Annotated in this window: 18 protein-coding genes and 1 pseudogene; 3 read left to right on the top strand and 16 right to left on the bottom strand. The window is 65.7% G+C overall.

Annotation, left to right across the window (positions count from 1 at the left end; all coding sequences use genetic code 11):
- The 8 genes and pseudogenes from PMI15_RS03555 to PMI15_RS03520 form a co-directional block, all read right to left on the bottom strand.
- Positions 1 to 289: pseudogene (locus tag PMI15_RS03555) on the bottom strand (branched-chain amino acid ABC transporter permease); the annotation flags it as partial.
- A 31-nt stretch (positions 290 to 320) separates the two neighbouring features.
- Positions 321 to 1,223 carry a branched-chain amino acid ABC transporter permease gene (locus PMI15_RS03550; protein ID WP_036837354.1) on the bottom strand — a complete coding sequence of 301 codons (903 nt, stop codon included), beginning with the start codon at positions 1,221 to 1,223 and terminating at the stop codon, positions 321 to 323.
- A 63-nt stretch (positions 1,224 to 1,286) separates the two neighbouring features.
- Positions 1,287 to 2,489 carry an ABC transporter substrate-binding protein gene (locus PMI15_RS03545; protein WP_007863774.1) on the bottom strand — a complete coding sequence of 401 codons (1,203 nt, stop codon included), beginning with the start codon at positions 2,487 to 2,489 and terminating at the stop codon, positions 1,287 to 1,289.
- Between the two features lie 61 nt (positions 2,490 to 2,550).
- A complete protein-coding gene (locus tag PMI15_RS03540) occupies positions 2,551 to 3,276 on the bottom strand; it encodes an ABC transporter ATP-binding protein (protein WP_007863773.1) in 726 nt (241 codons plus the stop codon).
- Positions 3,269 to 4,027 (bottom strand): ABC transporter ATP-binding protein, encoded by a 759-nt coding sequence (locus tag PMI15_RS03535; RefSeq protein WP_007863772.1) that lies wholly within the window; start codon positions 4,025 to 4,027, stop codon positions 3,269 to 3,271. Before PMI15_RS03535 ends, PMI15_RS03540 begins: the two co-directional genes overlap by 8 nt.
- 18 nt (positions 4,028 to 4,045) lie before the next feature.
- Positions 4,046 to 5,338, bottom strand: a complete 1,293-nt coding sequence (locus tag PMI15_RS03530) for an FAD/NAD(P)-binding oxidoreductase (RefSeq protein ID WP_007863771.1) — start codon at positions 5,336 to 5,338, stop codon at positions 4,046 to 4,048.
- Positions 5,335 to 5,604, bottom strand: a complete 270-nt coding sequence (locus tag PMI15_RS03525; RefSeq protein ID WP_007863769.1) for a 2Fe-2S iron-sulfur cluster-binding protein — start codon at positions 5,602 to 5,604, stop codon at positions 5,335 to 5,337. The genes PMI15_RS03530 and PMI15_RS03525 overlap by 4 nt, the downstream gene beginning before the upstream one ends.
- A gap of 10 nt (positions 5,605 to 5,614) precedes the next feature.
- Positions 5,615 to 6,529 carry a dihydrodipicolinate synthase family protein gene (locus PMI15_RS03520; protein ID WP_007863767.1) on the bottom strand — a complete coding sequence of 305 codons (915 nt, stop codon included), beginning with the start codon at positions 6,527 to 6,529 and terminating at the stop codon, positions 5,615 to 5,617.
- A 368-nt stretch (positions 6,530 to 6,897) separates the two neighbouring features.
- On the opposite strand from PMI15_RS03520, the gene alaS reads away from it, so the two are divergent.
- On the top strand, positions 6,898 to 9,522 hold the full coding sequence (alaS, locus tag PMI15_RS03515; RefSeq protein ID WP_007863752.1) for an alanine--tRNA ligase: 2,625 nt from the start codon (positions 6,898 to 6,900) through the stop codon (positions 9,520 to 9,522).
- A gap of 87 nt (positions 9,523 to 9,609) precedes the next feature.
- Here alaS and egtD read toward each other — a convergent pair whose 3' ends face one another.
- The gene (gene egtD, locus PMI15_RS03510; RefSeq protein ID WP_007863750.1) at positions 9,610 to 10,638 is read right to left on the bottom strand and encodes an L-histidine N(alpha)-methyltransferase; all 1,029 of its coding nucleotides are present in this window, start codon (positions 10,636 to 10,638) and stop codon (positions 9,610 to 9,612) included.
- Positions 10,639 to 10,905: 267 nt separating this feature from the next.
- On the bottom strand, positions 10,906 to 11,418 hold the full coding sequence (locus tag PMI15_RS03505; protein ID WP_007863748.1) for a GNAT family N-acetyltransferase: 513 nt from the start codon (positions 11,416 to 11,418) through the stop codon (positions 10,906 to 10,908).
- 89 nt (positions 11,419 to 11,507) lie between these two features.
- On the opposite strand from PMI15_RS03505, the gene PMI15_RS03500 reads away from it, so the two are divergent.
- Together PMI15_RS03500 and PMI15_RS03495 are read left to right on the top strand one after the other, a co-directional pair.
- Positions 11,508 to 12,053, top strand: a complete 546-nt coding sequence (locus PMI15_RS03500; protein WP_007863746.1) for a TlpA disulfide reductase family protein — start codon at positions 11,508 to 11,510, stop codon at positions 12,051 to 12,053.
- Between the two features lie 103 nt (positions 12,054 to 12,156).
- The gene (locus tag PMI15_RS03495; RefSeq protein WP_007863743.1) at positions 12,157 to 13,275 is read left to right on the top strand and encodes a transglutaminase family protein; all 1,119 of its coding nucleotides are present in this window, start codon (positions 12,157 to 12,159) and stop codon (positions 13,273 to 13,275) included.
- Positions 13,276 to 13,343: 68 nt separating this feature from the next.
- On the opposite strand, the gene PMI15_RS03490 is transcribed toward PMI15_RS03495, so the two are convergent.
- The 6 genes from PMI15_RS03490 to PMI15_RS24275 all read right to left on the bottom strand — a co-directional run.
- Complete coding sequence (locus tag PMI15_RS03490) at positions 13,344 to 14,483, bottom strand: DUF2827 domain-containing protein (protein WP_007863741.1); 1,140 nt, start codon at positions 14,481 to 14,483, stop codon at positions 13,344 to 13,346.
- 10 nt (positions 14,484 to 14,493) lie between these two features.
- Positions 14,494 to 15,612: a DUF2827 domain-containing protein gene (locus PMI15_RS03485; protein WP_007863740.1), complete on the bottom strand. Its 1,119-nt coding sequence runs from the start codon at positions 15,610 to 15,612 to the stop codon at positions 14,494 to 14,496.
- A gap of 19 nt (positions 15,613 to 15,631) precedes the next feature.
- On the bottom strand, positions 15,632 to 16,240 hold the full coding sequence (locus PMI15_RS03480) for a hypothetical protein (protein WP_007863738.1): 609 nt from the start codon (positions 16,238 to 16,240) through the stop codon (positions 15,632 to 15,634).
- A complete protein-coding gene (locus PMI15_RS03475; RefSeq protein WP_007863735.1) occupies positions 16,240 to 17,394 on the bottom strand; it encodes a DUF2827 domain-containing protein in 1,155 nt (384 codons plus the stop codon). The genes PMI15_RS03480 and PMI15_RS03475 overlap by 1 nt, the downstream gene beginning before the upstream one ends.
- Positions 17,391 to 18,536, bottom strand: a complete 1,146-nt coding sequence (locus PMI15_RS03470; protein ID WP_007863733.1) for a DUF2827 domain-containing protein — start codon at positions 18,534 to 18,536, stop codon at positions 17,391 to 17,393. The genes PMI15_RS03475 and PMI15_RS03470 overlap by 4 nt, the downstream gene beginning before the upstream one ends.
- Before the next feature lie 134 nt (positions 18,537 to 18,670).
- Positions 18,671 to 22,628 (bottom strand): YadA-like family protein (locus PMI15_RS24275; protein WP_157214526.1); only part of this gene is annotated, 3,958 nt, incomplete at its 5' end.

Genomic DNA, 22,628 nt, shown 5'->3' with positions numbered 1-22,628 from the left:
CCCAGCCTATGGCGGTGGCCACCGCCATGCCCGCCAGGATGGCGAGCTCGACGGGAAAGCCCGCCGCGCCGAAGCGGATCATCAGGATGCCGGTGGTGTAGCCGGCCCAGCCGAAGAAGGCCGCATGGCCGAAGGACACCAGCCCGGTGAAACCGATCAGCAGGTTGAAGGCCAGCGCGAACAGCGCGTAGCACAGCACCTTCATGATGAAGACCGGGTAGGCGATTTCGGGGAAGGCCGGCACCAGCAGCGCGGGCAGCAGCAGCGCCAGCAGGATGCGCACGGGCATGGGAATGTGGGTGAGCAGGGATTTCATGGCTTCAGTGCTCCTTGCCGAACAGGCCGGCGGGGCGCGTCAGCAGCACCACCGCCATGATGACGAACACCACCACGGTGGAGGCCTCGGGGTAGAACACCTTGGTCAGGCCTTCGAGCAGGCCCAGGGCCAGGCCGCTGACCACGGCGCCCAGGATGGAGCCCAGCCCGCCTATCACCACCACCGCGAACACGATGTTGAGCAGGTTGGCGCCCATGAGCGGGTTGACCTGCATGATGGGTGTGGCCAGCACGCCGGCGATGCCGGCCAGGCCCACGCCGAAGCCGTAGGTCAGCGTGATCATCAGCGGGATGTTGACGCCGAAGGCCTGCAGCAGCTTGGGGTTCTCGGTGCCGGCGCGCAGCAGGGCGCCCAGCCGGGTTTTCTCGAACAGGAACCAGGTGCAGCCGCAGATCAGTATCGAGGCCACCACCACGAAGCCGCGGTACAGCGGCAGGTACATGAATCCCAGGTCGACGCCGCCCTGCAGCAGCGCGGGCGGGTCGTAGCTGGCGCCCGAGATGCCGTAGAAGTGGCGGAACACGCCTTCGAGCACCAGCGAGACGCCGAAGGTCAACAGCAGGCCGTAAAGGTGGTCCAGGTGGTAAAGCCGCTTGAGCAGGGTTTTTTCAAGCAGCACGCCCAGGCCGCCGACGATGAGGGGTGCCAGCACCAGCGCCGCCCAGAAGTTGAGCTTGAACTCCGGGCCCAGCAGCAGCGGCAGCTGCGAAAAGCCCATCCAGGCCAGGAAGGCGGCCACCATGAACTGCGCGCCGTGCGCGAAGTTGATGATGTTGAGCAGGCCGAAAATGATCGCCAGGCCCATGCTCAGCATGGCGTAGAAGCAGCCGTTGATCAGGCCCACCAGCAACTGGGCCAGCAGGGACTGCATCGGGATGTCAAACATGATGTGTGTTTCGTCGGTGGCGCGGCGGCCGCCCCCTGGCATGCCGCCGCGCGCGGGATGGAGTTACTTGCCGGCCTGGCAGGCGGGGTTGACGGGCGGGAATACGTCGGCGCCCTTGAGCACGGACTTGACCTTGTAGTAGTCCCAGGGCGCCTTGGACTCGGCCGGCGTCTTGACCTGCAGCAGGAGCATGTCGTGCACCAGCGCGCCGTCCTCGCGCAGCTTGCCCTTGCGGATGACCGCGTCGTCGATGGTCATCTTGCGCAGCTGCGCCATGACGGCCTTGGCCTCGTCGGTGCCGGCGGCCTGGATGGCCTTGAGGTAGCTCAGCGTGGCCGAGTAGACGCCGGCCTGGGCGGCGGTGGGCATGCGCTTTTGTTTTTCAAAGAACTTCCTGGACCAGGCGCGCGAGCGCTCGTCGAAGTCCCAGTAAAAGGCTTCGCTCAGGTACATGCCCTGCGCCTTGTCCAGGCCTATGCTGTGCACGTCGGAGATGTAGGTCAGCAGCGGCGCGACCACCTGCTTGCGCGTGATGCCGTACTCGTTGGCCTGCTTGATGGCGTTGACCGTGTCGTTGCCGGCATTGGCCAGCGCGATGACGTCGGCCTTGGAGGCCTGGGCTTTGAGCAGGAAGGACGAAAAGTCGTTGCCGGGGAAGGGGTGGCGCGAGCTGCCGACCACGCTGCCGCCGTCGGCCTTGATGACCTCGGTCGCGTCTTTTTCAAGCGAATGGCCGAAGGTGTAGTCGGCGGTGACGAAGTACCAGGTCTTCTTGCCCTCCTTGACCAGCGCGCGCGCCGTGCCCGCCGCCAGCGCGTAGGTGTTGGTGGTCCACTGCGCGGTCAGCGGCGTGCATTTCTCGCCGAGGATGGCGGTGGCCAGGCCCGAGGAGGGCATGACCACGCGGTTTTTCTGCCGGGCGATTTCCATCACGGCCAGCGCGGTGGAGGTGGTGGGGAAGTCCGTCACCATGTCGACCTTGCCCTGGTCGAACCAGCCGCGCGCGAGGTTGGCCGCCACGTCGGGCTTGTTCTGGTGGTCGGCGAAGACCAGCTCGATCGGCTTGCCCAGCACCTTGCCGCCCATCTCCTCGATGGCCATGCGCGCCGCCGTGACCGAGCCCTGGCCGGACAGGTCGGAGTAAATGCCCGAGAGGTCGTTGAGCACGCCTATCTTCACGACGTCATCGCTGACCTGGGCGTGGACAGACAAGGAGGACAGGGCCGCGCAGGCCGCCAGGCAGACGGAGAGTTTGCGAAATTGCATAAAGGGCTCCATGGGTTAAGGAAAAAAGCAAAGGGAGGGAAGGAAGGACGGGTGAAAAAACTCAGATGCCGAGCAGCTCGTCAAGCCGGCCCTGCCGGGCCTCGACCTCGCGCTGCTCCATGACTTCGACCATCTGCCCGTGTTCGATCACGTAGTGGCGGTCCGCCAGGTGCTTGGCGAAACGGAAGTTCTGCTCCACCAGCACGATGGTGAAGCCGCGCGCCTTGAGCTCGCGTATCACCTGGCCGAGCTTTTGCACGATCACGGGCGCCAGGCCTTCGGTGATCTCGTCGAGCAGCAGCAGCCGGGCGCCGGTGCGCAGGATGCGCGCCATCGCGAGCATCTGCTGCTCGCCGCCCGACAGCCGCGTGCCGGGGCTGGCGGCGCGCTCCTGGAGGTTGGGGAACATGGCGTAGATCTGTTCGAGCGACATGCCGCCTTCGCCGACCTTGGGCAAGAGCAACAGGTTTTCCTCGGCGGTCAGCGAGGCATAGATGCCGCGCTCTTCTGGGCAGTAACCCAGCCCCAGGCGGGCGATGCGGTGCGGCGGCAGGGTGATGGTTTCCTTGCCCGCCACGCGGATCGAGCCGGTGCGCTTGCCGACCAGCCCGAGGATGGCGCGCAGGGTGGAGGTGCGGCCGGCGCCGTTGCGGCCCAGCAGGGTGACGCATTCGCCGGCCTTGACGTCCAGGTTGATGCCCTGCAGCACATGGGATTCGCCGTACCAGGCGTGCAGGTCGCGGATGGTGAGCATGGCCTCGCCGGTGGGGTGGAGGGGTTCAGGCATCTTCTTCGACTCCCATATAGGCTTCACGCACGGCCGGGTTGGCCGAGACCTCGGCGTAAGGCCCTTCGGCCAGCACCTCGCCGCGCTGCAGCACGGTGATGGTGTCGCTGATGTCGGCCACCACCTTCATGTTGTGCTCCACCATCAGCACCGTGCGCTGCGCGGAGACCTGCTTGATCAGTTGTTTGATGCGGTCCACGTCCTCATGGCCCATGCCCTGCGTGGGCTCGTCGAGCAGCAGCAGCTCCGGGTCCAGGGCCAGCGTGGTGGCGATCTCCAGCGTGCGCTTGCGGCCGTAGGGCAGATCGCCGGCGAGCAGCGCGGCAAAACGCGCCAGGCCCACCTGCTCGAGCAAGGCCATGGCCGGCGCATCCAGTTTGCGCATGGCCGCGATCGACTGCCAGAAGTGGTATTCCACGCCCAGCTTGCGCTGCAGCGCGATCTTGACGTTCTCCAGCACCGTGAGCTGCGGGAACACGGCGGAGATCTGGAAGGAGCGCACGATACCGCGGCGCGCGGTTTGCGCGGGTTTTTCCTGCGTGATGTCGGCGCCGTTGAAGAGGATTTTTCCTTCGGTCGGCGTGTGGAACTTGGTCAGCAGGTTGAAGACCGTGGTCTTGCCGGCGCCGTTCGGGCCTATCAGCGCGTGGATGCTGCCGCGCCGCACGCGCAGGGCGACGTTGCGCACGGCGACAAAACCGCGGAACTCCTTGGTCAGTCCCTGCGTTTCGAGAATGATGTCCTGTGGCATGGTGGTGGATGGGTGCTTTCAGTCGGTGGTGTGGGGACTTGCCAGCGTGGCGATGCGCGCGGGCGACAGCGGCGGCCTGGGCGCGGGCGGCGTCCAGCCGAATAAAAAATTCGCCGCCGCGCCGCAGACGCGGCCCTGGCAGGCGCCCATGCCGCAGCGCGTGTGCAGCTTGGCTTCGGTCCAGCCGCCGCAGCCGGCGAGCGCGGCCTGCGTCACGTCTTCGCAGCGGCAGACCAGGGTGTCGGGCCGCGCCAGGGTTTTAAGCGAAGGTGCGAGGGCAAAGTGGCGTTGCAGCTGCCCGGCAAAGGCTTGCCAGTGCGCGCGTTCCGCGTGGTGGCGTTGCGCGGCGGCGCTGTCCCCGATGGCGGCCAGCCCGGCGATACGGCCCTGCGCGAGCGCGCGCTCACTGCCGCCCACGCCTGTGCATTCGCCGGCCGCGTAGACACCGGCCACACGGGTCGCCTGCAGTCTGTCGACGGCCAGCGCTTGTGCACCGCCGCCGGCAGGCACCAGCGCGCAGCCCAGCAACTGGCCCAGTTCGGTGTTGGGCACCAGGCCGAAACCGCAGGCCACGCGATCGCAGGCGATCTCGGTCTCGCGGCCGGCATGCAGCAGCCGTACCGACTGAACCCGGCCCTCGCCCTGCGCCGAGACCACGTGGGTACCTGTGCGGTAGTGCGCGCTGACGAGGCCCAGGGCTTGCGCGGCCTTGCCGGGCCAGCGCAGCAACTGCGCCGCAAAGCCCGCGACGGCCGGCAGGCCGGCTTGCTCGGCGATGCGGACAACTTTTGCACCGGCCCGCCGCGCCGTGTCGGCGGCTACCAGCAGCAGCGGGCCGCTGCCGGCAATCACGATGCGTTCGCCCTCCACCGGCAGGCCGGCCTTGACCAGGGCCTGCAAACCGCCGGCGCCGGTGACGCCGGGCAGTGTCCAGCCGGGGAAGGGCAGCAGCAGCTCGCGCGCGCCCGTGCACAGGATCAATCTGTCATAAGGCTGAACCCAGCCTTGTTTGGCGTCTTCCAGCAGCAGCGCGCCGGCGCCGGCCAGGCTGACCACGCGCGTGCCGCAGAGCAGGCGCACATTGGCGCAGCGCGCCAGCGCCTCGCGCATGCGCAGCGCCTGCGGCGTCAAGTGGGCGCCGGGGCCGTCGCGCCAGATCTGGCCGCCGAGGACCGGGTTGTCGTCCAGCAGCGTGATGCGGGCGCCGCTGGGCGCGGCGGCCAGCGCGGCCGCCATGCCGGCCGGCCCCGCGCCGACGATCAGCAGCTCGCATGGCGCCGCGACGGGTGTGGGCGTGTCAGGAACGTTCATGGATTCTGCCCTCCAGCTGGAAGCCCGGTGTCCACGCGCAGGCCGTCGCTGCACAGGGTCTGGCAGGCCAGGCGGCGTTGCCCGTCTATGCTGAGCCGGCACTCCTGGCAGATGCCCATGCCGCAAAAAGGCGCGCGTGCCTCGCCGGACACCGACAGGCGCGCGCAACCCGGTGCGCGAAAAGCCAGCGCGGCGGCCACGCTGGTGCCCGCCGGAACGCGCAGCGGCAGGCCGTCAAGCAGGATTTGCACGCTGCCGGGTTTCATGGCGGGATGCTCAGGGAACGGACTGGTACTGCGCCGGCCGCGTGGCCAGGGCTTTTTTGACGATGGCTTCGACGAATTCGCGCTCGGCGCCTGCCAGCGGCAGGCGCGGGCGGCGCATGTGCTCGGTGCCCACGCCGACCAGCGCGTCGATGAGCTTGAGGTTTTGCACCAGCTTGGTGGAGACGTCCAGGTGCAGCATGGGCGTCATCCACTGGTAGAGCTTGAGCGCCTCGGCGAATTTGCCGGCCTTCATCAGGTCATACAGCGCCACGGTCTCGCGCGGGAAGGCGCAACCCACGCCGGCCAGCAGGCCGTCGCAGCCCAGTGCCAGGCCTTCGTAGGCCAGGTCGTCCACGCCGAGGAAGAGCTGGTAGCGATCGCCCACCGTGTTGCGCAGGTCGGTGATGCGGCGGATGTTGTCGGTGCTCTCCTTGATGGCGACCAGCCACTGGCAGTCGGCCAGCTCGGCCATGTGCTCGGGCCTCAGGTCCACCCGGTAGGCGACCGGGTTGTTGTAGATCATGACCGGCTTGCGCGCGGCCTCGGCCATGGTGCGCACGTTGAGCATGGCTTCGCGCGCGTCGGCCACGTAGATGACCGAAGGCATGACCATGAAGCCGTCCACGCCGATCTGGTTGGCGCCGGCGATGTAGCGCAGCGCCTCGCGGGTGCTGGTTTCCGACACATTGGCCAGCACCGGGATGCGGCCTTTGCTGGCATCCAGGGCGATCTTGGCGACCTGGAGCTTTTCCTCCAGGGTCAGCGTGCTGGCCTCGCCCAGCGAGCCGCAGGTCACCAGGCCGTGGATGCCGTTGCGGATCTGGAAGTCGATGTGCCGGGCCGTGCCTTCGGCGTCAATGCTTTCGTCGGCGTGGAATTTGGTGGTGACGGCGGGAAAAATGCCTTGCCAGCGGGGGTTGTTCAAGGGAGTGCTCCTGAGGATGAGGGTGAAAAAGGGTTTGGATGTAAATATATTAAGAAAATATTTAACTTATCTTTATAGGGTATTAAGCAGCTTGCGTGCCAGCGGGTTTCGCGCTAGGGGAGGGCCTGGATGCCTGTTTTTGGGGCCGTCATGCGGCCCGGTTTGCCCCCCGGCGCCGGGGCGGTGCGCCGGGCACCGCCTTGATGCGCCGGGCGTGCGCGGGGCTTGGCCTGGCGCCGGGGCTGCCGAAGGGGTCCACGCCTATAATCGAATGTTCAAGTAAATCAAGCGCTTAGGTGGGTTCGACGCAGTGGGTACGACCTGAGGTCGCCGGCGGCCGGCCACCTTGCCAGATCACAAAATCCAAGATGAGCCAGCCCACTTTCACCGTCGCCGACATCCGCAAGACCTTCCTCGATTTCTTCGCGTCCAAGGGGCACACCGTGGTGCCCTCCAGCTCGCTGGTGCCGGGCAACGACCCGACGCTGATGTTCACCAACTCCGGCATGGTGCAGTTCAAGGACGTGTTCCTGGGCACCGACAAGCGCCCCTATGTGCGCGCCGCGTCCGTCCAGGCCTGCCTGCGCGCCGGCGGCAAGCACAACGACCTGGAAAACGTGGGCTACACCGCGCGCCACCACACCTTCTTCGAGATGCTGGGCAACTGGAGCTTTGGCGACTACTTCAAGCGCGAGTCGCTCAAGTGGGCCTGGGAACTGCTGACCGAGGTCTACAAACTGCCGCCCGAGCGCCTGATGGCCACGGTGTATGAAGAAGACGACGAGGCCTACGACATCTGGACCCAGGAAATCGGCCTGCCGCCTGAGCGCGTGATCCGCATCGGCGACAACAAGGGCGGCCGCTACAAGTCGGACAACTTCTGGATGATGGCCGACACCGGGCCCTGCGGCCCGTGCAGCGAAATCTTCTACGACCACGGCGACCACATTCCCGGCGGCCCGCCCGGCAGCCCCGATGAAGACGGCGACCGCTTCATCGAAATCTGGAACAACGTGTTCATGCAGTTCGACATGGCGGCCGACGGCAGCGTCACCAGGCTGCCCGCACCCTGCGTGGACACCGGCATGGGCCTGGAGCGCCTGGCCGCCATCCTGCAGCATGTGCACAGCAACTACGAAATCGACATCTTCGACGCGCTGATCAAGGCCGCCGCGCGCGAAACCGGCGAGAAGGACCTGGGCAACAAGTCGCTGCGCGTGATTGCCGACCATATCCGCGCCACCGCCTTCCTGGTCAGCGACGGCGTCAACCCGTCCAACGAGGGCCGCGGCTATGTGCAGCGCCGCATCATCCGCCGCGCGATCCGTCACGGCTACAAGCTGGGCAAGAAGACGCCGTTCTTCCACAAGCTGGTGCAAGACCTGGCCGGGCTGATGGGCGACGCCTATCCCAAGCTCAGGACCGACGAAGCCCGCATCACCGCCGTGCTCAAGGCCGAGGAAGAGCGCTTCTTTGAAACGCTGGAAATCGGCATGACCATCCTGGACACGGCGCTGGCCGGCGGCGCCAAGGTGCTGCCGGGCGAGGTGGCCTTCAAGCTGCACGACACCTATGGCTTCCCGCTGGATTTGTCGGCCGACGTCTGCCGCGAGCGCGGCGTCGAGGTCGATGAGGCCGGCTTCAAGGCCGCGATGGACAAGCAAAAGAACCAGGCGCGCGCCGCCGGCAAGTTCAAGATGGACCGCGCGCTCGAATACACCGGCAGCGGTAACACCTTCACAGGCTACGAGCTGCTCGAAGAGCCCGCGAAAGTGGTGGCGCTTTACGCCGACGGCGTGGCCGTGCAGGCCCTCAACGCCGGGCAAAGCGGTGTGGTCGTGCTGGACACCACGCCCTTTTACGCCGAAAGCGGCGGCCAGGTCGGCGACCAGGGCCGCATCACCGCATCGGGCAGCAGTTTTGCAGTGGACGACACCCTGAAAATTCGCGCCGATGTGTTCGGCCACCACGGCACTCAGGAAGAGGGCACGCTCAAGGTCGGCGATACGGTGAAGGCGCAGGTCAATACCGCCGTGCGCGCCGCCACCGTGCGCAACCACAGCGCCACCCATTTGATGCACAAGGCGCTGCGCGAAGTGCTGGGCGAGCACGTGCAGCAAAAAGGCAGCCTGGTGAATGCCGAGCGCACCCGCTTTGACTTCGCGCACGGCGCGCCCGTGACCGATGCGCAGATTCGCGAGATCGAGGCCCGCGTCAATGCCGAAATCCTCTCCAACGTGGCGACCGACGCCAGCGTGATGGACATGGAAGCCGCGCAAAAGAGCGGCGCCATGATGCTGTTCGGCGAGAAATACGGCGAGCGCGTGCGCGTGCTGACCATAGGCTCGAGCAAGGAACTGTGCGGCGGCACCCATGTGGCGCGCACCGGTGACATCGGCCTGTTCAAGATCGTGGCTGAAGGCGGCGTGGCCGCCGGCGTGCGGCGCGTAGAGGCTGTGACCGGCGAAAATGCGCTGGCTTATTTGCAATCGCTGGAATCCACGGTGCAGGCCGCGGCCGGCTCGCTCAAGGCCAGCCCCACGGAACTGCAGGGCCGCATCGGCCAGGTGCTGGACCAGGTCAAGACGCTGGAAAAAGAAATCGCCGCGCTCAAGGGCAAGTTGGCATCGTCGCAGGGCGATGAGTTGCTTACGCAGGCGGTGGACGTCAAGGGCCTGAAGGTGCTGGCCGCGAAACTCGAAGGCGCCGACGCCAAGACCTTGCGCGACACCATGGACAAGCTCAAGGACAAGCTCAAGACCGCCGTCATCGTGTTGGCCGCCGTCGACGGCGACAAGGTGCAGATCGCCGCGGGCGTGACGGCCGACAGCGTGGGCAAGGTCAAGGCCGGCGAGCTGGTGAACTTTGTGGCCCAGCAAGTCGGCGGCAAGGGCGGCGGCAAGGCCGACATGGCCATGGCCGGCGGCACCGATGCGTCCAAGCTGGGCGATGCATTGAAGTCGGTCCAGGGCTGGGTAGCTGAGCGCACCTGACGGACTCCCGCTTCCATCAGCGATTCAAAAAGCAAGGCCGGTTTCCCCGAGGGGAACCGGCCTTTTTCTTTGGGCGAATTGGTTTGTTTACACCGCAGCCCAGAACACCGCGAACCAGCTGTTGGGATCGGTCCAGTATTCAATGTGCCGGAAGCCGGCCTGCCGCAGCAAGGCCGTCATGCCTTGCACCGTGTACTTGTAGGAGCATTCGGTGTGGATGCGCTCGCCGGCCTGGAAGCTGCGCTCGTGGCCGGGCCAGCGCACCGTCAGTTCGCTCGTCGCTTCCAGGTGCATCTCGATGCGCGACTCCCTGGCGTTGAACAGCGCCACGTGCCGCCATTGCCGCAGGTCAAAGTCCGAGCCCAGCAATGCGTTGATGTTGAGCAGCAGGTTTTTGTTGAAGGCGCCGGTCACGCCCAGCGCGTCGTCATAGGCGGCCTCCAGGCGCGCCGTGTCCTTGACCAGGTCTATGCCCAGCAGCAGGCCGCGCGCCTTGCCCTGCGCCGGGTCGGCAATGTGCTCCAGGAACTGCAAGGCCTGGCCGGGATGGAAATTGCCCAGGCTGGAGCCCGGGTAGAAAAACACCCGCTCATGCGACTGGACTTCGCCCGGCAGGGCCAGCCCGGCCGAGAAGTCCATGCCCAGGCCGACGATGTCGAGCGCCGGAAAGTTGTTTTGCACCTGCTCGGCCGCATCGCGTAAAAAATCGACCGAGATGTCGACCGGTACGTACTGGCGCGGATGCAGGTGCGGTATCAAGGCCATGGCCTTGGCGCAGTTGCCCGCGCCCAGGTCGATCAGGCAGGGTTGGCGGATGCCCGCCTCGGCCAGCGTGGCGGCAATGTGCGTTCGCGCCGCCTCGAAGATGCCGGCTTCGGTGCGCGTGGGGTAATACTCGTCCAGGCCGGTGATGGCCTCAAAGAGCTTGGAGCCGAGCGCGTTGTAAAAGAATTTGGGCGACACGACGGCCGCCGGGGCCAGCAGTGCTTCCGTCAGCTCCTGCACCGTTGCATGCATGGCCTGCGCGTCGCTGTCCGGACGGTAGAGGTCAATGAATTGCGGGGACGCGGGAGGCAGCTGGAGCGAGAGGGCCGAGATGTTGAGTGGTAGGTTCAAGATTCGCCTTGGCTACGGTTATTTGGTAATGACGTTAGATTTAAAAGCCGTTTGGAAAGGCTGTTTGTAGGACTGAATCGCTTTGGGTGCAAGCGGCGCCGGCCAAATGCTGTCCTATATAGGGTTTGCGCCGCCAGGCGGACTGGACGCCTGTGCTGTCTTTTCCAGCGGCGTCCGCACCTCCTGGGGCATTGGTCGCCCCAGGCTGCTGTTTCTTACAAAAAATCCGGCGCCGCCTCCCGGCACCGGCGTGCCTGCGCGAGCAGCTTATGGCGTCGGCAGGGCCTGGCTTGTGGGCTCGGTCCCCTGCGCAAACTGCCTCAGGGTGTCACCGGCCATGCGGTAGCGCACCCATTCGGCTTGCGGCTTTGCCCCCAGCGACTGGTAAAACTGGATGGCCGGCTCGTTCCAGTCCAGCACACTCCATTCGAAGCGCCCGCAGCCGCTGTCAAAAGCCAGCCGGGCCAGGTGGCGCAACAGCCGCTTGCCGGCGCCGCTGCCGCGGTGTTTGGGCGACACGTACAAATCCTCCAGGTACATGCCCTTGCGGCCCAGCCAGGTGGAATAACTGAGGAAGTACACCGCATAACCCACGGGCTGGCCGTCTATCTCGCAAATCAGGGCCCGGGCGGGCGTATCCGCCTCAAACAGGCTGCGTTCAATGTCCGCGGCGCTTGCAATGACCTCGTGCTCGGCCTTTTCATAAATGGCCAGTTCGACGATGAAGGCGTGGATCAGTGCGGCGTCGCGGGCTTGCGCGTCCCGGATATCGATGTTCATGGAGTTTCCTGTGATGGATTTGAAGGTGTGCGCTGGATGCATGCATCGAGGCTCGGTTACCCTATCCACATCCTACCAACGCTAGGCCCATGCCGATTCCGCTCCCTTCCCGTCGCCATTTTCTGCAACAGACCGTTGCCGTCAGCGCTGGCGCTGCCGTGCTTCCGGTGTGGCCGCAGGGCTTGACGGGCCCCGCGTATGAAGTCAGTCCCTGGGCCGGCCCGGTGTCCAATTTCGCGCTGGTCGACACCACCGGCAAGACCTGGCTGCCCACCGACCTGCGCGGCCGGGCCGTGTTGCTGAATTTCTGGGCCAGCTGGTGCGAACCCTGCCGCGCCGAGATGCCCACGCTGCAACAGGTAGCGGATTTTTACGGGCCCGAGAGGCTGCTGGTGCTGGCCATCAACTTCAAGGAGCCGCCTGCGCGTGCCCTGCAGTTTGCCAGGACCACCGGCGTGACCTTGCCGGTGCTGCTGGATAGCAAGGGTGAGGCGGCGCAGCGCTGGGGTGTGAAGGTGTTCCCGACGACGCTGAGCGTGGACTGGCTCGGCAGGCCGCGCCAGCGCATACGGGGCGAAGTCGACTGGACCGGGCCCGCGGCCGAAAAGCTGATAGCCGGGTTGCTCAAGCCCTGAGCCCGTCCGCCTGAGGCGCAGGCGATAATCACCAGCTGACATCCCGGGGCATCTTTACCTGCCGCGGTGCACGTCGACCTCACCCCACCCCCGGAGATCCTTGATGACCACCGTACGCCGAGCCTTTCTGAAAAACGGCGCCGCCGCCGCCATGGCCGCAGCCCTGCCCAGCCTCAACTTCGCCCAGACCGCCGCCGCTCCCAGCCGCCGCCACTTCGCACCCCAAAGCGGCGCCTGGCGCACCTTTGACGTGACCACGCGCGTGGACATCCTCAAGCCGCAGGGCGTGACCAGGGTCTGGCTGCCGATTCCCTCGGTCAACAGCGATTACCAGCATTCGCTGGGCAACAGCTTCGCGGGCAACGGCAGCATGCAGTTGACGCAGGACGGCCGCGACGGCGCGAAGATGCTGTACGTCGAATTTCCGGCTACCGAAGCCAAACCCTTTGTCGAATTGACCAGTCGCGTGCAGACCCAAGGGCGCGCCATCGACTGGTCGCAGAAAACCGCCGCCGCCGAGAGCGCCGACACGCTGCGCTACTTCACGCGCCCGACCACGCTGATCCCGACCGACGGCATTGTGCGCAAGACCGCGCTGGCGGCCACGCAGGGCGCGAAGACCGACGTTGAGAAAGCGCAAAAGATTTATGACTGGATCGTCGCCAACACCTACCGCGAACCCAAGGTGCGCGGCTGCGGCGAGGGCGACATCAAGACCATGCTGGAAACCGGCAACCTGGGCGGCAAGTGCGCCGACCTCAATGCGCTGTTTGTCGGCCTGTGCCGCTCGATGGGTCTGCCGGCGCGCGACGTCTATGGCATACGCCTGGTGCCCTCGGCTTTCGGCTACAAGGAACTCTCGGGCAACCCGGCCAGCCTCAAGGGCGCCCAGCATTGCCGCTCCGAGGTCTACCTCAAGGGCCATGGCTGGGTGGCCATGGACCCGGCCGACGTGGCCAAGGTGATGCGCCTGGAAACGGCGGACTGGATCAAGACCACCGCCGACCCGGTGGTGGCGCCCGTGAACAAGGCGCTGTTCGGCGGCTGGGAAGGCAACTGGATGGCCTACAACACGGCGCACGACATGGCCCTGCCGAAGTCGGCCGGCGAGAAGCTCGGTTTCTTCATGTACCCCATTGGCGAAAACGCCGCGGGGCGTTTTGACTCCTACGCGCCGGACGACTTCAAGTACCAGATCACGGCAAGGGAAATCGCCGCCTGAGCCCGGCGCACCGGCCCCAACAATGCCCTCCTCGCGAGGGCATTTTTATGTCTGCCGTACACCGGACCCTAGCTCGGCGGCGTGCCCATCAGGCGCAGCAGCAGCGTCTCGTAGCGGGACACCACCTCGGCATTGGCCGGCAGGTAGCGTTTGATCAACTCGCGCTGCCGCGCCGCGTAGCCGGCGGCCTGCTCGTCGTGGCTGTCGAACACCTCCAGCAGGCGCGCGCAGCCCGCCTCGACGTCATTGCCTTCGTAGTAGTAGCCCAGGTCGGCGCACAGGTGGGCGTTGTGCACCAGCGGATAGCCCTGCCAGCAGACCTCGAGGTAAAAGTAGTTGAGCGCGTTCTCCCACTGGTGCGAGATCACGACGTCGCTCATCTCGCTGAGGAAGGCCGGCGTTTCATACACGCCCAGGAAGGAGGCCTTGTGTTGACGCACGATGTCGAGCTGGTTCATCAGCGCGACAAACTCCTTGCTCTCCTGAGCCAGCCGCAAGGCATTGGTGACGTGCAGCCAGGCAATGGCCTCGGGCCTGCGCCTGTAGGCTTCTTCGGCGATCAGGATGGGGTAGAGGCAGAACTTGACCACGTCCAGGTTCTGCTCCATCACACTGAGCCGGCGCGGGCCGTGCCGCGGGTGGTAGCGGCCGGCATCGGGGAGGGCCAGGCTGCGTTCCTCGATGAACACCGGGTCCCAAACGAAAGGCACGACAGTGGCCGGCCTGCGCCGCAGCGTCGAAAAATAATGCTGGCTGATGGGCGCGACCTGCGGAATCACCCAGAGGTCGTCATAGCGCTGGTTGATGAACAGGTCATACCCCCACAGCGGCCGGCCGAACAGGATGGACTCCATGGTGTGCACGTACTCAAAGCCGCAGCAGTAAGACACCAGGCGGGTTCCGCGGCGCTTGAGGTAGTCGGTCTGCTCCGCGCTGACCTGGCCGCCGAGCTCGATCAGCACGTCCAGCGAGTCCTTGGCATCTTCAAAGGCGACGGTGGGCCAGCGCCGCTGGTCCCAGGGCAGGGCGGCCGTGATGCGCACGGCGGTGGTGTTGACCAGGCGCACCGAGGCCACCAGCCGCGAGTGCTTGAGGGCTTCGGCCAGGAACACCGCGTTCTGTTTGATGCCGTTGTTCCACAGCGTTTCGGCCTCCTGGTGCAGGCCGATGGTGATGCCTATGCGCAGGCCGGGGCTGGTGGAGACCATGGCTGCGTTCTCAGCCGGCAAAAAGCCCGGCCAGCAGTTCGTCGTAGCGGGCCACCAGTTCCGGGTTGGCGGCCGTGTGTACCCGCAGCAATTCCCGTTGCCGCGCGGCATATTCAGTGGCTGCGTCGTCATGCCGCTGCAGCAGCTGCAGCAGCTGGCGCGCGCCGGCCTCCACGTCGTTGCCTTCGTAGTAGTAACCCAGCTCTTTGCACATGCCGGCGTTGTGCACCAGCGGGTAGCCCAGCCAGCAGACGTCGAAGTAAAAATAATTGAGCGGGTTGTCCCACTGGTTGGAGATCACGGCGTCGGCGTGTTCGACCAGGAAATTCGCCGTGTCATAACGTCCCAGGAAGGTGGCCTTGCCGGCGTTGACGATGTCGAGCTGGAACATCAGCAGCTGGAATTCGCGGCTTTGCTCGGCCAGGTGCTTGGCGCTGCAGACGTTGAGGAACTCGATGAGCTCGGGCCGGGCGCGGAAGGCCGCTTCGGCGATCAGGATGGGATAGATGCAGGCCTTGACCACATCCATATTCGGTTCCATGACGGCCAACCGCTTGGCTGCGCGGCCCGGCTGGTAGCGCGCGCCATGGGGCAGCGCCGCCACGCCGGACTCCAGCCAGCGCGGGTCCCAGACAAAGGGCACGACCTTGGCCGGGCAGCGCCTGAGCGTCTGGATAAAGGACAGCGAGTTGTTGGCCACCTGGGGGATCACCCAGATCTCGTCGTAGTGGCGGTTCATGTAGACGCCGTTGGGCCAGAGCGACCGGCCGAACAGGATGGACTCCAGCACCACCACATACTCGCTGCCGCAGCAGTAGCTGACCAGGCGCGTGCCGGCCGCCTTCAGTTGCAGGGAATGCGCTTCGCTGATGCCGCCGCCCAGCTCGATCAGCACGTCGAGGTCTTTCATCGCGGCCTCCAGCGTGACGACCGGGAAGGCCTTGAGGTCCCAGGGCAGCTGGCCGGTGATGGGTACGTCGGTGGTGTTGACCAGCTGCACCCGGTGGCCCAGCGGCGAGGCTTGCAGCACGCAGGCCAGGTTCAGCGCGTTCTGCTTGATGCCATTGACCCACAGGCTTTCGTCGGGCGAGCGCAGGCCTATGGTGATGCCTATGCGCAGGGCCTTCATGGTCAGTGTGCCCCGCCGTTCATCGCCTGGGCGCTCTCAGCGCGGGGTCTTTCCAGTCGTACTCGACGTGGCGGCGGATGATCAGGCAGCCGGGCGGCGAGTCGATCAGGGTCACCGAGGCGCCGGGGTCGCGCGCATCGACGTACACGGTGAAGGTGGCCAGCAACTGCGTGGCCTGGTAGCCGCCCAGTTCCTGCTGCGCGATGCTGCGGCAGGCAAAGGGCGCGACCGAGATGCGTTCGGCCGCGACCGAGCAGCCGCCCGTGCTGTCGGGCACCGCCGTCAGGGAGAACGCCAGCGAGGCGTTTTTGTACTCGACGCCGCTGAGCGAGAAGAAGGGGCCGCCGTCGGGGTTCTTGCGGTCCCAGTCGACCAGCACGTCGTTGCCGGTGCTGCCGCTGACGGTCAGCGAGGACAGGCGGGTGATGGCCGGCAGGCAACGCCTCACGCCCACATTGGTGGCGGCAGCCGTCAGCGCGTCCAGAGGTGCGCCGGCCGCGGGCGCCGGCAACACGGGAGCGGGTGGGCGCTGCGGCGTGACCTGTGCGTGAGCCTGGAACACCGGCGTGCCAAAAACGGCGGCCGCCAGCAGCGCACGGCGCAAAAAGGAGAGGGAAGTGGTGGACATCACGATGAACCCGCGCGGTACAGATGGACCAGCGCCTCATTGTAGGCACGCACGTTGTCTTCGTTCTCGGGCGCCAGGGTACGCAGAAAGGTGCGAGCGCGTTCCCGGTAGCCCGCCAGGTCGGCGTCATGCTGGGAAAAGGCCTGCAGCAGGGCCAGGCCGCCTTCCTCGCAGTCGAAGCCGGGATAGAAGTAGCCGCAGTCGGCGAGGAAAGTGGAGTTGTGGACCAGCGGGTAGCCGCCGTAAAGCGCTTCGTAGTACAGGTAGTTCTGCCCGTTCTCCCAGTGGTGGCAGACGACGGCATCGACCTGCGACGACAAGCACTGGTAGACCGGAAAGCGGCCTTCGAAGACGGCCAGGCCGTGCCTGACGATGTCCAGGCTGTTGGCGAAGCCGACAAAGGTCACGTGGTCCTTCATGTGAAAGCTGTTGTAGACCCGCATCAGCTCGATCACGCGCGGGTTGGCCCGGTGCGCCATGTCGATCAGCAGCATGGGCAGGTGGCTGGTCTTGACCATGCAGATATTGGGCTCGAAGATGCCCAGCCGCCATTTTTTGCGGCCCGGCTTGTAGCCGAAGGTCTCGCCGTTGGGCAGCGTCGCGGCCGCGCGGTCGATCACGCCGGGGCTCCAGAGGTGCTGCATCAGCCGCACCGGCGCCCGCATCGCGCTGCCGAAGTAGTGCATGCAGCTGCGCTCGTACTCGGGCAGGGTCCAGATTTCGTCGTAGGGCGTTCCGGCGATCAGCAAGCCGTGCTGCTTGTTGAAAATCATGCGCTCGATGTCGATGACGTAGTCGTTGCCGACGCGCATGGTCACGATTTTCCCGCCGCGCTCGCGAAAGGCCACGGCCCAGTCCCGGCCCAGCTGCGCGCTCATCTCTATCATGACGTCGAGCTTGTCGGCCGCGGCCGCCATGTCGATGATGGGCACCGGGGAGTCGGCCATGAAGCGCTGGGCGTCGGCGGCGTCGCCGTCGCCGCCCCCGCTGACCAGGTAGGTTTCAGCCACGTTGGGTGCCTTGAGCAGCAGCATCACCAGAAACAGGCAGTTCTGATAGATGCCGTTTTCCCACAGCGATTGCTCGCCCTTGCGCACGTAAATGGAAACGCCGACCCGCAGGCGGTCCGGCGTGGTCGCTTTTGTCTGGCTCATGCGGCGGCTCCCACGCCTGCGGTATTGCTGAAAAGCGCTTGCAGCCTGCGCGCCAGGCTTTGCAGGTTGGCGTGCGCGAAGGGGTCAACGGAGGTGATCACCCGCCGGGCCTGCTGGCGGTGCTGCTCCAGGCGGCTGTCGTGCTGGCTTGCGGCCAGCAGCAGCTTGCGCCCGCCTTCTACCGTGTTGAAGTCGGGATAGTAGTAATCGGAATACCCGGCGTCGCGCAGCCAGGGCGAGTTGTGGATCAGCGGGTAGTTGCCGTGCAGGGCGTCCAGGTAGTTGTAGTTCTGGTCGTTTTGCCACTGGTGCGCCACCACGGCGTCGGCATGCTGCACCATGTAGCCGGCAAAGTCATGGCGGCCCTGGAAGATCGCCTTTTGCTGCTTGACCAGGTCCAGCGAGTTGGCCAGGTAGAGCAGCGTGGGGTGGTCCTTCAGGTGCAGGGTGTTGAGCACGTGCATGAAGTTCACCTGGGCGGGATCGGCGCGGAAGGCCTCGTCGCAGACCAGCATGGGGATGTTGGTGCATTTGACCACCGACACATTGGGCTCGAAGATGGCCACGCGCAGGCCCGCGCCGGCCGCGCGCGCTTTGTAGCCGAAGGCATAGCCTTCTTTCTCCAGTTCCCGGGCGCGTGCGTCCAGGAACTGCGGCGACCAGATATAGGGCACCTCATGCACGGGGCAGCGGTGCAGGGCGCGCAGCATGGGGGCGAAGGCGGAAAAGTCCTTGGGCAGTATCCAGATCTCGTCGCAGCGGTCGGCCCGGCTGAAAAACCCCGGGCGGTCGAACACGCTGGGCTCTATCAGGCCGACATAGGGCTGGCCGGCGCAATACCAGACCACTTTTTTGCCCTGGGCCCGCAGGTAGTCCAGCCATTTGACGTCCAACGCGCCGGCCATCTCGATGGCCAGGTCGATGTGGTCGGTGGCTTCGTGCGCGGACATCATGCGCAGGCCCAGCGCGTCCATGTTGACCTGCGGCGGCATGGTGCTCTGGTCCCCGCCGTTGAGCAGCACGACGGACTGCACAAAGGGCAGCTTCTGGAAGGCCTGGGCCAGGAAGATGACGTTCTGCCCCAGCCCGTTTTCCCAGATGTTCTGGCCGGCGTGTGTGAGGACCGAGATACCGATACGCATGCTTGTGTGTCTCCCAAAGCAATGAGCGCCGCAGGCCCTGGGGCCGCGCGGCGCTCACCGGGAGCCGGGAGGCTCCATTTGCTGGTGTTAGGCGCTTAGGGCATTCTACTGAGAGCGGCTCCCGGAGCCCTCTCTTAACGCCACTTCCAGCTTGCGCCGAAGTTCATGCCCCACTCCTTGCCGGTGGTGGAGACGCCGAAGCCCCATGCGCTCTTGCCGTCGTTGTTGAGCGCCTTGAAGTTCAGGCCCAGCGCGCCGTAGCCCTTGTAGTTGCCCACGCCTATGCCCAGGGCTTTTTCGCCGCCCTCCAGGTTGGGCATATAGGTGGCGGCCATGGCCATGCTCATCGCGATGCCGGAGTAGGCCACGCGCCTGACGTCGTTGAGCTGCGCGACGTTGACCGCGTCGGTGGCGAAAACGCCGGGAGCCACATTGGTGATGCGGCGCTCGTTGCCGGGCGAGCCCACCGACACCGTATTGGGCTGGTCGGCCACGGAGTAGGCACCCAGCGCCACGGAGCGGTTGGCCGTGGCTTCGGCCGCGGCCCCCAGGGCCACCGAGTCGTTGCCCGAGGCCAGTGAGTTCCAGCCGACGGCGGTGGCCGGGTCGGCAATCGCCCGTGCCTGGAAGCCTATGGCCACGGAGCCTTCGTAGGTGGCCGTTGCGCGGAAGCCAATGGCGGTGGTGTTCTTGTCCTGGGCCAGCGACTGCGAGCCGTAGGCGGTGGCACCGGTGGCCACCGTCGTGGTGGCCGCGCCGTTCACACCGGCACGCGTGCCGGCGCTGGCGCACAGGCCCGTTGCCGTGGTGTCGGCGCCATTGGCCACTGTGCAATCGGAAGGCGCGGCGACGGTCTGCATCGCCGTGCCGTTGAAGGATTTGCCCTGCGTGAGCAGCCCGGCGCCGGCGGCGCCGCCCGCGGTGGAGCCTATGACCGCGCCGCCGTTGGCCGCCGCGGAATTCGCCGCATTGACCAGCGGGGCCAGTGCCGTGGTGCCCGAGGTCGCGCTCGACAGCCCTGTGGACAGCGAGGCGATGCCGTTGTTGGCGGTGCTCAGGCCGGTGGACAGCGAGGTCACGCCGTTGCTGACCGTGCTCAGGCCGGTCGACAGGGAGATGATGCCGCTGTTGGCGGTGCTCAGGCCGGTGGAGGTCGAGGTGGACAGCGAGGTGATGTTGCTGTTGGCCGTGCTCAGGCCGGTCGACAGCGAGCTGGCACCCGTGGAAACCGAGGTGGACAGCGACGTCACCGTGCTGCTCACCGTGCTCAGTCCCGTGGAGACGGAGCTGAAGCCGGTCGAGAGCGAACTGAAGCCGGTGGAGGTCGAGGTGGACAGGGAGTTGAGCCCGGTCGACAGGGAACTGATGCCCGTGGAGGTCGAGGTCGACAGCGAGGCGACGTTGCTGTTGGTGGTGCTCAGGCCCGTGGACAGCGAGCTGACGCCCGTCGACAGGGAACTGACCCCGGTGGACAGCGAGCTGAGGCCGGTGGAGGTCGAGGTCGACAGCGAATCAATGCTGGTCGACAGGGAAACGATGCCTGTCGAGGTCGAAGTCGAGAGCGAACTGACACCGGTGGACAGCGAGCTGATGCCGGTTGAGGCCGAGGTGGACAGGGAGCTGACCCCGGTGGACAGGGAGCTCACGCCGGTCGAGAGCGAACTGACGCCGGTGGACAGCGAACTCACACCGGTCGAAGTCGAGGTGGACAGGGACGCGACATTGCTGTTGGTGGTGCTCAGGCCCGTGGACAGCGAACTGGCGCTCGTGGAGGTCGAGGTGGACAGCCCGTCGATGGCGGTCGACAGCGAGCTGATGCCCGTCGAGGTCGAGGTGGACAGCACCGCGACATTGCTGTTGGTGGTGCTGAGGCCTGTCGAGAGGGAGCCCACGCTGGTCGACAGCGAGATAAAGCCGGTGGACAGCGATCCAAACCCGGTGGACAGGGAACCGAAGCCGGTCGACAGCGAATTGATGCCGGTGGAGGTCGACGTCGACAGGGAATCCAGGCCCGTGGAAAGCGAACTCACGCCGGTCGACAGCGAGCTGGCACTGGTGGAACCCGAGGTCGACAGGGAATCAATGGCCGTGGACAGCGAGCTCACACCGGTCGAGGTGGAGGTCGACAGTGAGGCGACATTGCTGTTCGTGCTGCTCAGGCCGGTGGACAGGGAGCTGAAGCCGGTCGAGGTGGACGTCGACAGCGAGCTGAAGCCCGTCGAGATCGAACTGAAACCGGTGGACACCGTGTTGAAGCCGGTGGACAGCGAGGCCACGACGCTTTCAGTGGTGCTCAGGCCCGTGGACAAGGAGTTAAAGCCGGTCGAGGTGGAAGTCGAGAGCGAGTTAAAGCCCGTCGAGATGGAGCTGAAACCAGTGGACACCGTGTTGAAGCCGGTGGACAGCGAGGCCACCACGCTTTCGGTGGTGCTCAGGCCCGTGGACAGGGAACTGAAGCCGGTCGAGGTGGACGTCGACAGCGAGTTGAAGCCGGTCGAGATCGAGCTGAAACCCGTCGAGATGGAACTGAAGCCGGTGGAGACCGTGCCAAAACCGGTGGACAGCGAGGCCACGGCGCTGTCCGTGGTGCTCAGCCCCGTGGACAGGGAACCGAGACCCGTGGACAGGGAGCTGAAGCCCGTAGAGGTGGCGGTGGACAGCGAGCTGAAGCCGGTCGAGAGTGAACTGAAGCCGGTAGACACCGAGCTGAAGCCGGTCGATAGCGAGGCCACACCGCTCTCGGCGGTGCTCAGGCCCGTGGACAGCGAACTGAATCCTGTCGATGTCGAGGTCGACAGCGAGCTGAAGCCGGTCGAGATTGAGCTGAAACCGGTCGATACGGAGCTGAAGCCGGTGGACAGCGATGCGACATTGCTGTCGGTGGTGCTCAGGCCCGTGGAGAGCGAGCTCAATCCCGTCGAGGTGGAAGTCGACAGCGAGGTGGTCCGGCTGGCCGCGGTGCTCAGCCCCGTAGAGGCCGACGTGGACAGGGAGCCGATACCGGTCGAGGCGGAGGTCGACAGCACCGCCAGGTTGCTGTCGGTCGTGCTCAGGCCGGTGGACAGCGAACTGAAACCTGTCGAGAGGGAACTGAAACCGGTCGAGATGGAGCCAAAGCCGGTGGACAGCGATGCGACATTGCTGTCGGTGGTGCTCAAGCCGGTAGACAGGGAACTGATGCCGCTGGCGGCAGTGCTCAAACCGGTCGATGCCGAGGTCGACAGCGAGCTGACGTTGCTATTGGTCGTGCTCAGGCCGGTGGACAGGGAAGTGACACCGCTGGTGGCTGTGCTCAAGCCGGTGGAGGTCGAGGTGGACAAGGAACTGATCCGGCTGTCAGCAGTGCTCAGGCCCGTCGAGGTGGAGGTCGATAGCGAAGTGACGTTGCTGTTGGTGGTGCTCAGGCCGGTAGACAGTGAACTGGCCGAGGTCGACAGGGAACCGATACCGGTTGAAGCCGACGTGGACAGCGACGCAACATTGCTGTCGGTGGTGCTGAGACCAGTGGACAAGGAGCTGATGCCGCTGGCGGCAGTGCTCAAACCGGTCGATGTCGAGGATGACAGCGAGGTGACGTTGCTGTTGGTGGTGCTCAGGCCGGTCGACAGCGAACTGGTCGCGGTCGACAGGGAGGCAATACCGCTGGTGGCTGTGCTGAGGCCCGTGGAGGTCGAAGTCGACAGGGAGCTAATGCCGGTCGAAGCCGCGGTGGACAGCGACGCGACATTGCTGTCGGTGGTGCTCAAGCCCGTCGACAGAGAGGTGATGCCGCTGGTTGCTGTGCTCAGGCCGGTCGACGTCGAGGTCGACAGCGAGGTGATCCGGCTGTCGGCAGTGCTCAGGCCTGTCGAAGTGGAGGTCGACAGTGAGGTCACATTGCTGTTGGTGGTGCTCAGGCCCGTCGACAGGGACGCAATGCCGCTGGTGGCTGTGCTGAGGCCCGTGGAGGTCGAGGTCGACAGTGAGGTGACGTTGCTATTGGTGGTACTCAGTCCGGTGGACGTTGAGGTGGACAGCGAAGTGATCCGGCTGTCGGCAGTGCTCAGGCCCGTTGAAGTAGACGTCGACAACGAGGTGACATTGCTGTTGGTG

It is taken from the genome of Polaromonas sp. CF318 (assembly GCF_000282655.1).
Taxonomy (GTDB): Bacteria; Pseudomonadota; Gammaproteobacteria; order Burkholderiales; family Burkholderiaceae_C; genus Polaromonas.
Note: the sequence above shows the minus strand (reverse complement) of the source record. Positions and strands in the feature narration are given on the sequence as shown.

Excerpts from the sequence above, each read along its gene's own strand:
- PMI15_RS03550 (WP_036837354.1), bottom strand. The coding sequence starts at position 1,223 with ATGTTTGACATCCCGATGCAGTCCCTGCTGGCCCAGTTGCTGGTGGGC.
- PMI15_RS03545 (WP_007863774.1), bottom strand. The coding sequence starts at position 2,489 with ATGCAATTTCGCAAACTCTCCGTCTGCCTGGCGGCCTGCGCGGCCCTG.
- PMI15_RS03540 (WP_007863773.1), bottom strand. The coding sequence starts at position 3,276 with ATGCCTGAACCCCTCCACCCCACCGGCGAGGCCATGCTCACCATCCGC.
- PMI15_RS03535 (WP_007863772.1), bottom strand. The coding sequence starts at position 4,027 with ATGCCACAGGACATCATTCTCGAAACGCAGGGACTGACCAAGGAGTTC.
- PMI15_RS03530 (WP_007863771.1), bottom strand. The coding sequence starts at position 5,338 with ATGAACGTTCCTGACACGCCCACACCCGTCGCGGCGCCATGCGAGCTG.
- PMI15_RS03525 (WP_007863769.1), bottom strand. The coding sequence starts at position 5,604 with ATGAAACCCGGCAGCGTGCAAATCCTGCTTGACGGCCTGCCGCTGCGC.
- alaS (WP_007863752.1), top strand. The coding sequence starts at position 6,898 with ATGAGCCAGCCCACTTTCACCGTCGCCGACATCCGCAAGACCTTCCTC.
- PMI15_RS03505 (WP_007863748.1), bottom strand. The coding sequence starts at position 11,418 with ATGAACATCGATATCCGGGACGCGCAAGCCCGCGACGCCGCACTGATC.
- PMI15_RS03500 (WP_007863746.1), top strand. The coding sequence starts at position 11,508 with ATGCCGATTCCGCTCCCTTCCCGTCGCCATTTTCTGCAACAGACCGTT.
- PMI15_RS03495 (WP_007863743.1), top strand. The coding sequence starts at position 12,157 with ATGACCACCGTACGCCGAGCCTTTCTGAAAAACGGCGCCGCCGCCGCC.
- PMI15_RS03490 (WP_007863741.1), bottom strand. The coding sequence starts at position 14,483 with ATGGTCTCCACCAGCCCCGGCCTGCGCATAGGCATCACCATCGGCCTG.
- PMI15_RS03485 (WP_007863740.1), bottom strand. The coding sequence starts at position 15,612 with ATGAAGGCCCTGCGCATAGGCATCACCATAGGCCTGCGCTCGCCCGAC.
- PMI15_RS03480 (WP_007863738.1), bottom strand. The coding sequence starts at position 16,240 with ATGTCCACCACTTCCCTCTCCTTTTTGCGCCGTGCGCTGCTGGCGGCC.
- PMI15_RS03475 (WP_007863735.1), bottom strand. The coding sequence starts at position 17,394 with ATGAGCCAGACAAAAGCGACCACGCCGGACCGCCTGCGGGTCGGCGTT.
- PMI15_RS03470 (WP_007863733.1), bottom strand. The coding sequence starts at position 18,536 with ATGCGTATCGGTATCTCGGTCCTCACACACGCCGGCCAGAACATCTGG.